Annotated in this window: 11 protein-coding genes; 3 read left to right on the top strand and 8 right to left on the bottom strand. The window is 67.9% G+C overall.

Annotation, left to right across the window (positions count from 1 at the left end; genetic code table 11):
* The first annotated feature begins 88 nt into the window (after positions 1-88).
* Entirely contained in the window at positions 89-1,753 is a 1,665-nt protein-coding gene (locus BLW81_RS03760) for an Hsp70 family protein (RefSeq protein WP_083406048.1), read from the top strand.
* On the opposite strand, the gene BLW81_RS03755 is transcribed toward BLW81_RS03760, so the two are convergent.
* The 5 genes from BLW81_RS03755 to BLW81_RS03735 are packed head-to-tail and all read right to left on the bottom strand — an operon-like array spanning position 1,750 to position 7,413.
* Positions 1,750-2,778, bottom strand: coding sequence for an ABC transporter ATP-binding protein (locus BLW81_RS03755; RefSeq protein WP_083406047.1), 1,029 nt, complete (start codon positions 2,776-2,778; stop codon positions 1,750-1,752). The genes BLW81_RS03760 and BLW81_RS03755 overlap by 4 nt on opposite strands.
* Positions 2,775-3,776, bottom strand: a complete 1,002-nt coding sequence (locus tag BLW81_RS03750; RefSeq protein ID WP_083406046.1) for an ABC transporter ATP-binding protein — start codon at positions 3,774-3,776, stop codon at positions 2,775-2,777. The genes BLW81_RS03755 and BLW81_RS03750 overlap by 4 nt, the downstream gene beginning before the upstream one ends.
* Positions 3,773-4,735 (bottom strand): ABC transporter permease, encoded by a 963-nt coding sequence (locus BLW81_RS03745; RefSeq protein ID WP_083406045.1) that lies wholly within the window; start codon positions 4,733-4,735, stop codon positions 3,773-3,775. The genes BLW81_RS03750 and BLW81_RS03745 overlap by 4 nt, the downstream gene beginning before the upstream one ends.
* A complete protein-coding gene (locus BLW81_RS03740; protein ID WP_197680352.1) occupies positions 4,735-5,772 on the bottom strand; it encodes an ABC transporter permease in 1,038 nt (345 codons plus the stop codon). The genes BLW81_RS03745 and BLW81_RS03740 overlap by 1 nt, the downstream gene beginning before the upstream one ends.
* A 6-nt stretch (positions 5,773-5,778) precedes the next feature.
* Positions 5,779-7,413, bottom strand: coding sequence for an ABC transporter substrate-binding protein (locus BLW81_RS03735; protein WP_083406044.1), 1,635 nt, complete (start codon positions 7,411-7,413; stop codon positions 5,779-5,781).
* A gap of 273 nt (positions 7,414-7,686) precedes the next feature.
* On the opposite strand from BLW81_RS03735, the gene BLW81_RS03730 reads away from it, so the two are divergent.
* Positions 7,687-8,130, top strand: coding sequence for a cupin domain-containing protein (locus BLW81_RS03730; RefSeq protein ID WP_083406043.1), 444 nt, complete (start codon positions 7,687-7,689; stop codon positions 8,128-8,130).
* Here BLW81_RS03730 and BLW81_RS03725 read toward each other — a convergent pair.
* On the bottom strand, positions 8,127-9,290 hold the full coding sequence (locus BLW81_RS03725) for a DUF7159 family protein (protein WP_083406042.1): 1,164 nt from the start codon (positions 9,288-9,290) through the stop codon (positions 8,127-8,129). The two genes, BLW81_RS03730 and BLW81_RS03725, sit on opposite strands and share 4 nt — an antisense overlap.
* 286 nt (positions 9,291-9,576) lie before the next feature.
* Here BLW81_RS03725 and BLW81_RS03720 point away from each other — a divergent pair, with 286 nt between their 5' ends.
* A complete protein-coding gene (locus tag BLW81_RS03720) occupies positions 9,577-10,392 on the top strand; it encodes a glycoside hydrolase family 26 protein (RefSeq protein ID WP_235632162.1) in 816 nt (271 codons plus the stop codon).
* 9 nt (positions 10,393-10,401) lie between these two features.
* On the opposite strand, the gene BLW81_RS03715 is transcribed toward BLW81_RS03720, so the two are convergent.
* Positions 10,402-12,753 (bottom strand): PE-PPE domain-containing protein, encoded by a 2,352-nt coding sequence (locus BLW81_RS03715; protein ID WP_083406041.1) that lies wholly within the window; start codon positions 12,751-12,753, stop codon positions 10,402-10,404.
* 330 nt (positions 12,754-13,083) lie between these two features.
* On the bottom strand, positions 13,084-13,845 hold the full coding sequence (locus BLW81_RS03710; RefSeq protein WP_235632161.1) for an SDR family NAD(P)-dependent oxidoreductase: 762 nt from the start codon (positions 13,843-13,845) through the stop codon (positions 13,084-13,086).
* Positions 13,846-13,929 lie beyond the last annotated feature (84 nt).

Below are 13,929 nucleotides of genomic sequence, written 5' to 3'. Positions count from 1 at the left end.
AGGCCCAAAACCGTGGTCGCCGAACGTGGTTCGTCACCGGAGTGTCGGAGGGATCAGACGACGCCGGAGGGCTATCGTGTGGTCCGTTATGAGCGACCCCCTGGGGTTGTCGATCGGGACGACGAATCTGGTCGCGGTACGCGTCGGCAATCAACCCGTGATGCGTCGTTCGGTGCACATCTTGCCGGACGGCGAGACCATCACCGGCTTCGTCGAGCGGATCGGCGACCCGGTGCCGCTGGTCGCCGCCGACGGTTCGGCATATCCGGCCGAACAACTGCTGGTCGAGGCGCTGGCCGCGCTGGTCGACGCGCCCGCCGCCGATGCGACGGTGGCCGTGCCCGCGCACTGGGGTGCCGCCGCGACGCGCGCCCTGCGCACCGCGCTGCGGGCGCATCCGGTACTGGCGTCCGCGCGGTTGGTGCCGGATGCGGTGGCGTCGCTGACCGCGCTGCGCATTGGAACGGGCCTGCCGACGCAGGGTGTGGTGGCGCTGCTCGATTTCGGCGGCGGCGGCACGAGCATCACGCTCGCCGACGCCGGGGCGGCGTTCGAGGCGATCGACGAGACCACCCGCCACACGGACTTTTCCGGCGATGCGATCGACCAGGCGCTGCTGGGCCGCGTCCTCGACGGTCTGCCCGGCGACGTCGACCCGGCCGGGACCGCCGCGGTGGGGTCGCTGACGCGGCTGCGCGAGGACTGCCGCGCCGCCAAGGAGCGCCTGTCGGCATCGCCCGCGACGAACGTGGTGGCCGAACTACCCGGCCGCCGTGCCGAGATCCAGTTGACCCGCGCCGGCTTGGACGAATTGCTCGCCGCGCCTCTCGAGGGGGTGCTCAGCGCGCTGGATATGACGTTGCAGCGCAACGGAATCGGCTACCCGGATCTCGCGGCCGTGGTGGCCGTCGGTGGCGGCGCGAGCATCCCGGCGGTCGGTGCGCGGCTCGGGGTGCACACGGGCGTGCCGGTGATCACGACGCCGCAACCGGGCCTCGACGCCGCAGCCGGTGCGGTTGCCTTGGGTGCGACGGCGTCGGCCGCCGAAGCCGAAACGGGCATCGCGCCGGTGGCCCAGGTCTCGGCGGAGGCGCCCGGTTCAGCGACGTTTCGCGCCCTGGCGTGGTCGCAGGACGACGGACCCGCCGACGAGCCCGTGCCCTACACCGGCCCCGAGCCCTACGCACCCGTCTATGACACCGGCTCGCTGCGCCCGCCGGTGCAGTACGTGCCCGCGACCGGCCCGATCGACCAACCCCGCGCGTGGCAGCGCCTGCCCGGGCTGGTGTTCGGCGCGGCGGCGGCGATCGCGCTGGTCGCGGTCGGCGGTGTGGCGATCGCCCTGACCAGCGCGACAGGCAGCACCGGCGTCAGCGAGGTGCCGCGCACGACCGCGTCGCCGCCGGCCCCGGTCCCCGTGTCGGCCGAGCCGCCGCCACCGGCGCAGCCACCGCCGCCCGTGGAGACCGTCACCGTCACCAGCGCGCCGCCGCCTCCGCCGCCGGTGACCGAGACGACGTGGACGACGACCGTACCCACCACGACCACCACACCACCGACGACCACCACGACGACGACAACGACAACGACGACAACGACAACGACGACAACGACAACGACAACGACGTCGCCGACCACCACGACCACCACCACGACGACGACTCCGGCGACGACGCCGATGACCACGACGTATCTGACCGTCCCGTTCGTACCGGTGCCGATACCGATCCCGGTACCGGCGCCCGCGCCTTAGATCCGCTGCACTCCCGACCGCGTCGCCAGGCTCTCGGCGACGTGGCGCGGATGATGGCATGCCGCCGCGTGACCGGCCGTGTGCTCGACGAGGAGCGGGTCGTCGGAGGTGCACACCTCGGTCGCCCACGGGCACCGGGTGTGAAAGCGGCAGCCGAGCGGCGGGTCGATCGGGCTGGGCACATCACCGTCGAGCACGAGTCGCTCGCGCGCGGCGTTGCGGCGGGGGTCCGGGATCGGGATCGCCGACAGCAGTGCGGTCGAGTAGGGGTGGATCGGCTGTGCGAACAGGTCGTCGGCACCGGACTCCTCGACGATGCGCCCGAGGTACATCACCGCGACCCGGTCCGAAACATGCCGCACCACACCGAGATCGTGCGCGACAAACAAAAACGACAACGCGTACTCGTCCTGCACATCCTTGAGCAGGTTGATGATCTGGGCCTGCACCGAGACGTCGAGCGCGGACACGGGTTCGTCGAGGACGATGAACTTCGGCCGCAGCGCCAGCGCCCTGGCGATGCCGATGCGCTGACGCTGGCCGCCGGAGAACTCGTGCGGGAACCGGTTGTAGTGCTCGGCGTTCAGGCCGACCCGGTCGAGGAGGTCCTGTACGCGCCGCATCAACTCGGCGCCGTCGGCGATGCCGTGCAGCTTCATCGGGTCACCGATGATCTGGCCCACCCGCTTGCGCGGGTTCAGCGATGCGAACGGATCCTGGAACACCATCTGCATCTGTCTGCGCAGCGGGCGCAGCTCGCGCGTCGACCGCCCGACGAGTTCGTCGCCCTGGAACTTCACCGAACCCGAGGTGGGTGTGGTGAGTTGCAGCAGCGCCCGGCACAGCGTCGACTTGCCGCAGCCGGATTCGCCGACCAGGCCGAGGGTTTCGCCCTCGTGGAGGGTGAAGCTGACGCCGTCGACGGCGCGTACCCGCGCGACCTCGCGGTCGACCACCACCCCGGACTTGATCGGGAAATGCTTGACGAGGTCGGTGACCTCCAGCAGCGGATCGCCCTTGGTCACGACGTCACCGGTTCCCTGAGTTGTTGCTTGTGGTCCTGATCGAGCCAGCACCTGTCCAGATGCGTTGCACCGGGACGGATCTCGAGTGTGGGTAGCTGCGCGCACCTGTCGAACACGTACGGGCAGCGCGGGCTGAAGCGGCACCCCTGCGGCGGCGCCAGCAGCGACGGAGGCTGACCGGAGATCTGCGGCAACCGGCCGCCACGCGGCTGATCGAGCCGGGTCAGCGAGCCCAGCAGCCCCGAGGTGTAGGGGTGCTGCGGCCGGTAGAAAATGTCGTCGAGCGTGCCGTCCTCGACGACCTGCCCGGCGTACATGACCAGCACCCGGTCCGCGAGTTCGGCGACCACGCCGAGGTCGTGGGTGATCATGATGACGGCCAGGTCGCGCTCACGGTTGAGCCGGTCGAGCAGCCCCAGGATCTGCGCCTGCACGGTGACATCGAGTGCAGTGGTCGGTTCGTCGGCAATCAGCAGCGCCGGTTCCAGGGCCAGCGCCATGGCGATCATCACCCGCTGGCGCATACCGCCGGAGAACTGATGCGGGTAATCGCGAATCCTGCTCTCGGGGCGGGCGATTCCCACCGACCGCAGCAGCTCGACGGTTTGGGCGCGGGCCTCGGCCCTCGAGACGTCGCGGTGGGCGCGGATCATCTCCACGATCTGGTCACCCACCCGGTAGACGGGGTTCAGCGACGACATCGGGTCCTGGAAGACCATCGCGATCTGCTCACCGCGCACGGCACGCAGCCCGTCGTCGTCCATGTCGACGAGCTCACGTCCCCCGTACGTCACGGAGCCGGTGATGGTGGCGTTGGGCGCTCGGGTCAATCCGGTGATCGTCTGGGCGGTCACGCTTTTGCCCGATCCGGACTCGCCGACGATGGCCAGCACCTCGCCTGCGCGCACGTCGAATGACACACCGTCGACCGCCTGCACCGTGCCGTCGTCGGTGCGGAACCCGACCCGCAGATCCGCGACCTGCAGCAGCGCGCTCACGCGGCCGCCGCCTGACCCAGCCGGATCCGTGGGTCGAGCACCGCGTAGACGATGTCGACGACGGTGTTGAGCAGCACGATGAAGAACGCGCCGAACATCGTCACTCCCATCAGTGGCGGTAGATCGAGGGACCGGATCGCCTCGCCGGCGTACAGCCCGACGCCGTTGAGGTTGTACACCGTCTCGGTGAGGATGGCCCCGCCGCCGACGACCATGCCGAAGTCCAGGCCGAACAGCGTGATGACCGGGATCATCGAGTTGCGCAGCACGTGCCGCATCCGGACCTGACGTTCGCTGATGCCCTTGGCCCGCGCGGTGCGCACGAAATCCTCGTTCATGGTGTCGAGCATGTTGGAGCGCAGCACGCGACTGTAGAACCCGATGAAGAGCACGGCCAGCGTGAACCACGGCAGCACAAGGTGATACGCCCACTCCAGCGGATCCGTGCTCAACGGCACGTAGCTGCCCGTCGGGAACAGCTGCACCTTGTAGGTGAGGAAGTACAGCAGGATCGCCGCAAGCCAGAACACCGGCACCGACACCCCGACCAACGACAGGATGGTGAGCGCGCGGTCGGTGAACCGGCCGGCGTGCACCGCCGACAGATAGCCGAACAGCATGGCCAGCGCCATCCACAGCACGCCGGCGCCGATGCACAGCGAGAACGTCGCGGGCAGTCCGTCCCAGATCTGCTCGAGGACGTTGCGGTCCTTGGCATACGACATGAGCTGACCGGTGAAGATCTGCCGCATCATCGTCAGGTACTGCACGGCGATGGGCTGATCCAGCCCGAGATCGGCGCTCACCCGGGCGATCAGCGCGGGATCGGCGTTCTTGCCTGCGATGCGCGCCGCCGGGTCGGAGTTCGGGATCACGTTGAAGATGAGGAACACGATCACCGAGATCGCGAACAGCACCGCAACCATCCCGACCAGCCGCCGGGCGATGAACCGCGCCATCAGTGCTCCAACCGGATCTTGGCGCGCGGGTCCAGCGCATCACGCAGGCCATCACCGAACACGTTCAGCGACAACACCGTCGCGATGATCATCAGCCCGGGAACCACAGTGAGATGCGGTGCGGTGTAGATCATGTCGTAGCCGTCGGCGATCATCGTGCCCCACGACGCATTGGGTGGCCGCACACCGGCCCCCAAAAACGACAGCGCCGACTCCAACAGCATGTCGTTGGCGATGTTGAGCGTGAAAAACACGATGATGGTGGAGATCACGTTCGGCAACAACTCCGAGAACATGATCCGCAGCGGGCTCATGCCCTGTGCCACAGCGGCTTCGACAAACTCCTTCTCCCGCAGCGCGAGGATCTCGCCGCGGATCGGCCTGGCCATGTAGGGCACGTAGACCACACCGATGATCAGGATCGGTATCCAGATCGAGTCACCCGCGATCGAGATGAACCCGAGTTCGAGGCCGCCCACCGCCAGTGCGGTGCCCAGCGCGATCCCGAGCAGCAGCACGGGAAACGCCCAGATGACGTCCAAGATCCGGGTGAGCACCGCGTCGAGCCAGCCGCGGTAGAAGCCCGCCAGCAGTCCGACGACCACACCGACCAGCGTGGTGAACGCGGCCGCGGCCAGGCCCACATATATCGAGGTGCGGCCGCCGTACATCAACCGCACCATCACATCGCGGCCGTTCTGGTCGGCGCCGAGCAGGAACTGGCCCCGCAGGCCCGGTCCGATCGGTGTGCCGTCGGCCCCGACGACGTCGGTGTCGACGCCGTTGATCGAGACCGAATCGGTGATGTGGTTGTCGTTGGGACCGGTGTGCGCCACATGGTCGGCCCACAGCGGCGCCGCCAGGCAGAACAGCACGATCAGGATGAACAGCGCACCGAAGCCCAGCGCAACCGTGTTGCGCCGCAGCCGAAGCCACGCCAGATACCAAGGGCTGCGACCGCGGATGGCGGCCACGGGCACTCCGGTGGGCAGTGGTGGTTGATCCGAGACCGCCGTTTCGCTGATGGGGGTGACCACGCGCGCCTACTTGAGCGCGAACGAGGTGTAGTCCTGATGGAACAGCAGGTGGTGGTAGGACTTGTCGAAGTCCATGCGTTCCGACAGGAACGTGGTGTACTGCTCGTTGCCGTACGGTGCCCAGACCGCCTGCTCCATGTAGGCCCGATCCAGCGCGGCGTACTGATCTTCGACGCCGTCGTCCGTGATCTGCTTGGTCAGCAGCTCGTCCTGCTTGGCGTTGTTGGCACCGATGTTCGCCCGGGAGAGGTTGTTGCCGTTGGTGGGCAGGATGCTGTCGCCGTGCAGCAGCGGCCGGAAGAAGTCGTCCGGGTGCGGAAAGTCCTGGAACCAGTCGGCGAACCCGGTGTCGACGTCGGGTGTCGACTGGTTGCCGATCGTCGTCCAGTACACGTCACCGGCAATGACTTTCAGCGTCGCGTTGAACCCGAGCTGGGTGAGCAGGTCGTGGTAGTACTCGCCGATCCGCTTGCGGTCGGGCTCGTCGTCGGTCCACACCGTGATGTCACGGTCGGCCGGATTGGCCTCGGCGATCAGCTGTTTGGCCTTGTTCATGTCGGGGCCGGGGTAGAGCTTGTACTCCTGGTAGCCGGGCATGCCGGGCGGCAGGATCTGCTGGCTCGGGTGCAGACGGCCGCCGAAGATGCGGTTGAGCGCCTCGGGGTCGACGGCGTAGTTGATGGCCTGGCGGACCCGCAGGTCGTTGAACGGCGCCCGTTCGGTGTTCATGAAGAAGTAATAGGTGTTGATCGTGTCCTCGAACCGGAACCGGTCGGCGTAGCGGGATTTCACCTCCTGCAGGCGATCCGAGGCCGGCGGGTCGACCATGAAGTCGACGCGGTTCTGCTGGATGTCGGTGACCTGCGCGCTGTTGTTCTTGTTCTCGGTGATCGTGATGGAGTCGACGTTCGCGTCGGCCACCTCGGTGGCGCCGGCGTCCTTGACCGTGGAGAAGTTGGGGTTGCGCTCCATCGTCATGGTCCGGGGCGCGTCGACCTTGCTGATCATGAAGGGGCCGCTGGACGGCGGTGGGGTGTTCGTGGCGTCCTTGTCGAGCGGGGTGCTCGGCGGCACCGGGGCGGCGAACATCAGCGCGAGGATGTTCTCGAAGGTGCCGTTGGGCGCGGTCAGCTTGATGGTGATGTCGCCGGTGTTGTCATCGGTGGTGATGCCGCTGATCGTCTGCGCCTTGCCCTCGGCGTAGTCGGTGGCGCCGACGATGACGTCGTAGAACACCGAGCCGCCGGAGTCGGCCTTGAACAACCGCTGGATCGCGTACGTGAAATCCGATGCCTTGATGGGGGTTCCGTCGGAGTACTTCATGTTGGACCGGAGCTTGAGCTTGTACGTGGTGCCGTCGGGGGAGATCTCGGGCATGGCCTCGGCCAGGCCGGGCACCACCTCGGTGCCCTCTTCACCCTTGGCGTGCTTGTAGGTCAGCAGCGGGGTGTAGACGTTCCACAGCACCTCCCACCCCTCGACGGTGTAGGACAGCTGCGGGTCGATGTAGTCCGGAAACGACGTCATCGCGACCTCGATGTCACCGCCGCCCGACCCGCTCGTGCTGTCGTCGCTGCCACATGCCGTCGCCAGCAGCGCGATCGCACATGCGATGGCCGCCGCCTTACGGACTCGTCTCATCTGGTTCCCTTCCGATGCTTTTCCGGACTGCATGGCATCTTGGGCGCAAAATGACGCCCGCGCATCCTGAACTTCACAGAAACTTTCCGGCGATTCAATTAGTTGAGCCGTCAATATTCCGGTCCGGCAACATGATCAGGCACCAGTGCGGACGACCGGTCAGCAAATGGCCGCACAGCCTGTAGTTGTCGGTTCCGGTTCCCAAGCAACTACCGATCAGGGTTGCGGCGGGTACGCTTCGGCAATCGCGACATCGTGTGATCGGGAGGGCATGTGAAACGCGTAATTCTCGGCCTCGCCGTCGGAACCCTCATTGCCGGAGCCGGCCCGGCGACCGCCTACGCCACGCCCGCCGAGGGCGACATCGAGCGCACCGACATCGCCAAGGGCACCACCGACGTGCCGATCGCGATCGTCGCGGTCGGACAACCGACCACGCTGTACGTGCAGAACCTCGCGCTCGGGCCGGCGTCGAGCAGCGGCTGGCACAGCCATCCGGGGCCGGAGTACTCGGTGATCAACGAGGGCACACTGCATCTGCAGACCGCGAACGGCTGTGCGCCAGCGGCATTCGGCGCCGGGCAGGCGATCTTCATCCCGGCCGGCGTCCCGCACGTGGTGTCGAACACGGGTGCCGAACATGCGGCGGCGACGGTCACCTACACCGTTCCCGCAGACCGCGCGGTGCGCGACGACGCGCCCGCGGCCTGTCCTTAGCGGCCGTACGAATAGTCCGGTTCGTGGAACCGGTTGATGATCGGGATGCGCTCGATGATCCGGTCGCGCAGCCGCGGCTGCGGGGCTGGCGGCACGTACGCCGGGGCGGGCGGCGGGACGTAAGCGGGCGCCGGCGGTGGGACGTATGCCGGTGCGGGCGCGGTGTATTCGGGTGCCGGTGGCGGCACGTAGGCGGGCGGCTCGTACGCCGGCGGCTCATAGACCGGCGCGGCCGGCGGTGGCGGGGCGGCGACCGCGATGGTCTGTGCGACGACGGGCCGGGCCTCGGCGGGCGTGAGGGTCTTCTTCACCGGAGCGGGCGCCGGGGCCGGGGCTTCGGCGACCGCGACAGGTTCTTCGTCTGCGGCGGCGTGCACGTCGGTGCCCCGGTCACCGGACAGGCTCAGCCCGACCGCGGCCGAGACGGACGCCACGAATGCGACGACCGCGGCCGCGAGCACCGCGGCCAGCGTGCCGACCCGCGACCGCCGGCGGGTGCCCGCGGCGTCGAGCGTGGTGACCGCACGGGCCGACGCCAGCGCGGCGCCGCGGGCGAGCGCGAGATCGGCCTCGGCCGCGGAGAACACCGGCGACTCGGTGACGTCGTCGAGCGTCGTGCAGACCAGTTCGACATCGGCGGCCGAACCGACGACGAAGATCGCCTGCGGGTGCCACTCGTTGAGCTCGAGCATCGCGATCACGCTGCTCGGCAGTTCGATCGCGTCGGCGCCGTCCAGCGGCCGCCCGATCCGGTCCACGGACACACCCTCGGCAGTGACCATCGCGATCACCGCGGCGTCGGGCTCGACGATGCAGACCGCGACGTCGTCGTAATCGGCGATGTCGGCGATGCCGGCGGCCAGCACGTCGCCCGCCTCGAGTTCGGAGACCGCGATCGCGTTGCCGTAGCCGCGCGCCTGCAGCGCCGCGAGCACCGCCGACGCCACCTCTTCGGCCTCGTTGGTCCAGGTCACGCCGATGGAGTGGACCGCGGTGCCCGCTGCGTCGGCGAGCACCACGTTGAGCAGTTCGTCGGGGTCGACGTCGGCGTCGAAGTCGAACTTGCCGCGGTCGACGATGGCGCCCTCGCCGGTCGTGCCCTCGACGAGCACCCACCGAACAGTGCGCGACGTCATGGACAGGCCGAGCACGAGGTCCATAGGTGCGCCCCCGATCTAACGACTGGATTCAGGTCCCGAGGTTACCCCTCCCGCCCCGGGCAGTATTCATCCAGTTCGCTGGGCCGCCGCGCCGGCAAACCCGCTGCGGAGCAATTTCTCCATATCCGTCAAAACGTCCCCTTGGACGCCCACCGGTTTGCGACCATGGCGAAGGGGATTGGATGACTGGCCTGTGGGGGATCAGGTGGAGCACCAGCTGAAGGTTCGACCAGGTACGGCGGTTGACGCTCGGCGGACGCCACGCACCGCCGCGCTGCGGTTCGGGGTGAGTACGCACGGCGGGTTCACGGCGGCGCGGGAGTGGCAGGCCGTCGCCGACGCCGTGGGTCGGCGCGCTGAGATGGTGTTGGCCTTCGAGGACTTCTTTGCGCCGCCGCCCGTCGCCGCGATGGCGGTCGCCGCCTACTGCGGGGCGGACCCGGTCGTGTCGTGGGAACCGTGGTGCTGGACCGACGACCGGTCGCCCGCAGTGATGCAGTCGCTTCAGTCGGGCGCTCTCGACGAGTACGTGCACCGGTGGGCCGACGAGATCGGCGAGTGGGGCCGCCACACCTTCATCCGGTTCGCGCACGAGTTCAACGGTGACTGGTATCCGTGGACGCCGGCGTGCGGCACCTCGCCCTCGGCGTACACGGCTGCGTGGCGGCACGTGCACGACATCTTCACGGCGCGTGGGGTCGCCAATGTCGAGTGGGTGTGGGCCCCGACCGTCGGCGGGCTCGGGTCACTGGCGCAGTGGTATCCCGGCGATGACTACGTCGACGTACTCGGCATCGACGGTTACAACTGGGGCACACGGTTGACGTCGACACGGTGGATCGAGCCCGATGAGCTGTTCGGTGCCGCGCTCAGCGAGCTGCGTACCGTCGGCACCGGCAAACCGATCCTGGTGACCGAGGTCGGGTGCGCGGAAAGCGGTGGCAGCAAGGCAGATTGGGTTCACCGGTTCGTCGAGTATCTCGACGCTCAGCCCGATGTGATGGGGTTCGTCTGGTTCGAGCACGCCAAGGAAACGGACTGGCGGATCATCAGCAGCCCGGAATCGGCGCGCGCGATGGCGGATGTGCTAGGGCTGCTGTAACAGAACGATTCAGGCGGCGTCGTTCGCGCTCGCCGAACCGCCCGAGTCCGACGGCTTCTTGCCGAGCCCGCCCAGCACGCCGCTGACCGCCCCGGTCAGTCCGCCCACGGCGCCGGCCACCCCACCGGTGACGCCGCCGACCGTTCCGGTGACGCCGCTCGTCACCCCGCCGACCGTGCCCGTGACGCCGCCGGTCACACCGCCGACGGTGTTGGTGACGCCGCCGAGCACGCTGCCCGCCGGGCTCGTCGGCTTGCCCGGCGCCGCCGACGGTCCGGCCGCCCTCGGCCCGGTCGGTTTGACCTCGGCGGGTTCCTCCTCGGCCTCGGTGGCCCTCGTCGTACGGCCTTCTTCGATCAGAACCGGGGCGGCGGTACCGGACGGACTCGACGTCGCGGCGACGGTGGTGCTGGTCGCGGTGGCCGAGGGCAGCGCGGCGGCCGCGACCGGGGGCGCCTCGCGCGCGGCCGGCGCGGCAAGCGGATTGAGGCCGCCGACCATCGCGTTGATCACGTCGCTGATACCGCCGAGGTTCAGTCCGCCGCCGCCGAGAATCGTTGAAAGCAGCTTGAAGACACCGGTGATCGCGTTCGGTGTGCCCGGCGTCGGGTTACCGCTGAAGAACTCCTTCTGGATGCCCTGCACCATCAGGTTGAAGATGTCGGCGGGCACCTTGCCCCAGTCGACGTCCGGAAACGACATGAACGCCGTAGGATCGCCCGCCTGGTCCAGCGTCCGGATGTAGGTGCCGTCGGGCATCCGTTGGACGTCGGTGTAGCCGAGGTTGACGAGGCTGGTCAACGCGGGCGCGAGCGCGTTTGCCAACGCGCCCAACGGGTTCGGGAACGCGCCGAGCGTCATCAGGTTCGTCAGGTCGGTCAGCAGGTACAGCGGCTCCAGGAGCGGCAGGCTGTTCGCGGGCAGGGTCAGGTAGAGGTTGAGTGCCAGCGGATCGGCGCCGAGGCTGCCGAGGATCTGTTTGAGCTGCGCCTCCAACTGCGGCGTCAGGTTCGACAGGTCGACGCCGCGCAGGATGTAGGTCGGTAGCAGGAAACCCATCAGGTTGTTGGCGATCGAGAACGGATTGGGCCAGGCCGCGAAGTCCGAGAACAGGTCGTACTGCACCGTCGCGTCGACCTTGACGGGGATCAGGTTCGCGCCGCCGAGGGCGAGTCCGGTGTTGAGGATCGGGATGCCGCCGCTGTGGGTGACCTCGGTGTCGGGCGTGACGGTGTCGATGCCGAACAACCGGGCGAACGGGTAGGCCCGCGCGAACAGTCCGCCGTTGGCGCGGCCCGGGTTGCGCAATAACAACATCGGCAGAATCGTCAGGCTACCCAGCAGCGGGTCGTCGGCGGCGGTCGGCGACTTCTCGCCTCCCGGTTGGTATTTGAGGTCCTCGACGATCTGCGGATAGGCCGCGCCCGCCGCGAACGCGCCCATGCCGAAGCCGATCACGATCGGCACGCGGAGGTCGACGACGTCGAGGCTCTCGGGGATGGTCTGCACCACCGAGTCGAGCAGGTCGACCAGCCCGCCGAGGTCGACGATGCCGCCGAGATCGAGCAGGCCCTTCGGGCCGAGGATGCCGCCGAGATCGAGCAGCGGGTTCTCACCCTCCAGCAGCCGCAGCCGGTCGAGGACCGTGGTGAGCAGGCCGTTGACGCCGATCGGCAGGTACTCGGTGTTGTTCACTTCGGCGGCAACCGAATTCGGCAGCCCGGGGACCCAGCCGAGGTCGAATCCGAGAAGTTTGAGCAGGGTGAACGGGGGGCCCGCGGTGATCAGGTTGAGCCCCGGTACATCCAGATCCGACAGGTTCAGCGGATCACTGAGGTCGATGCCGAGCAGGCTCAGCAGCTTGCTGACGGTGGTGATGCCCGCGCCGTCGGTGATACCGAGCGTCTGCAGCACGGGCAGCAGCAACCCGTCGGCAAGATCGAGTCCGAGCATCTCGGTCAGGATCGGCAGCAGGTTGACCTGCGCGGTGTCCAGGACGCCGAGCAACAGGTTGGGCGGCAGGTTCTTCAACAGGCTCTCGGGGTCCATGCCGGCGGCCCGCGCCAACGCCATCAGGTTGATGTTGTTGGTGATGGCCTCGAGGATGGCCGCGGCGATGCTCTGCGACAGGTCGTATCCGGCGCTGCCGAGTCCACCGGTCAGATCGGGAATCTTGTCGGGCTCCGGGAACACCTTCACAGCTGCCGTGAGTTCGACCTCCGGGTTGAGCATCTCCTCGGTCGGCAGCGGCACGAGTCCCGCGGTCAGCGCGGCGGCCGTGATGGTCGCCGCGCCCACGACGGCCGCTTTCCGGGTGCGCCGGATGCGCTGGTGCAGCCTGCGATGATGTCCGCTCGCCATGTCAGCCGCCCTTCCGGAGCCTCCGCGCACGTTCTTGGACCGTAACAGACGGTATGGCCGGCGAGCAAAATTTTCTTCCGAAGCGATTGACGGCACAGGCAAACCAATTTATTACGCTAACGAAAGGTGTTACGCCATTATCAGTGCAGTACAACCGCTTGATTTCGCGTCAGGGCGGCCGAATCAAGGCAACTCGAGAGCGCAAGCTGCGACGCCGTCGATTACTATTACAGCAAAGATCGTGATGTGGGACGCGTTGCCCAGAACTGGGACATACCGCCCGGACGTCGGATAACGTCGCCGTCGACATTTGCTGCACAACCGGCCTTGTCACGGTCGGAAGGTGACCCCGCCGTCCACGCTGATCGTCTGCGCGGTGATGAAACTGCCGTCGTCGGACAGCAGCAGCGTGGCCAGCGCAGCCACGTCGTCGGGCCTGCCGAACCGGGACTTGATCATCTGCCTGGCGCGGGTCTGCTCGACGACGCCGTCCGGCATCGGCATCTCGTCGAATTTGTAATGCCAGATCAACCCGGGAGCGATCGCATTGCAGCGGATCCCCTTCGGGCCGTACCGGCGGGCGATGTGCCGCATCAGCGCCAGTTCGGCGGCCTTGCTCATCGCGTAGGAGACGCGGGTGCCTGCCCCGTTGTAGGCGTCGATGGACGCGGTGAAGACGATCGAGCCGCCGCCGGTGTCGACCATCGCGGGAATGGCGTGCTTCGCGCAGATGACGAAGCCGCGGGTGTTGACCCGCATCACCTCGTCGAAGGCGTCGAGGGGGAGCTCGACGACGCCGCCAGGTAGATAAGCGTCGGCGGCGTTGGTGAAGTTGAGGTGCATGCCGTCGAGCCGGCCGAACGCGCCGACGGTTGTTTCGACCGCGGCGATCACCGACTGCTCGTCGGCGCCGTCAAGCGGGACTGCGCGCACGGTGCCGCCGAGTTCCGCGGCGACCCGTTCGGCCAGGTCAGCATCGATATCGCCGATCACGAGCGAGGCGCCCTCGTCGGCGAACCGGCGCGCCAGACCGTTGCCGATACCGCCGAGCCCGGCGAGCAGGATGACCTTGTCAGCGAGCAGTCCCGTCACGGCAGAGATGATTCCGGCCCGTTGGGCGATCGCCCAGCGAATTCGGCAGAATTGCGGCAAATGTAACGATTTGATATACGATCC

Origin of the sequence: Mycolicibacterium rutilum (assembly GCF_900108565.1) — a bacterium.
GTDB lineage: Bacteria > Actinomycetota > Actinomycetes > Mycobacteriales > Mycobacteriaceae > Mycobacterium > Mycobacterium rutilum.
Note: the sequence above shows the minus strand (reverse complement) of the source record. Positions and strands in the feature narration are given on the sequence as shown.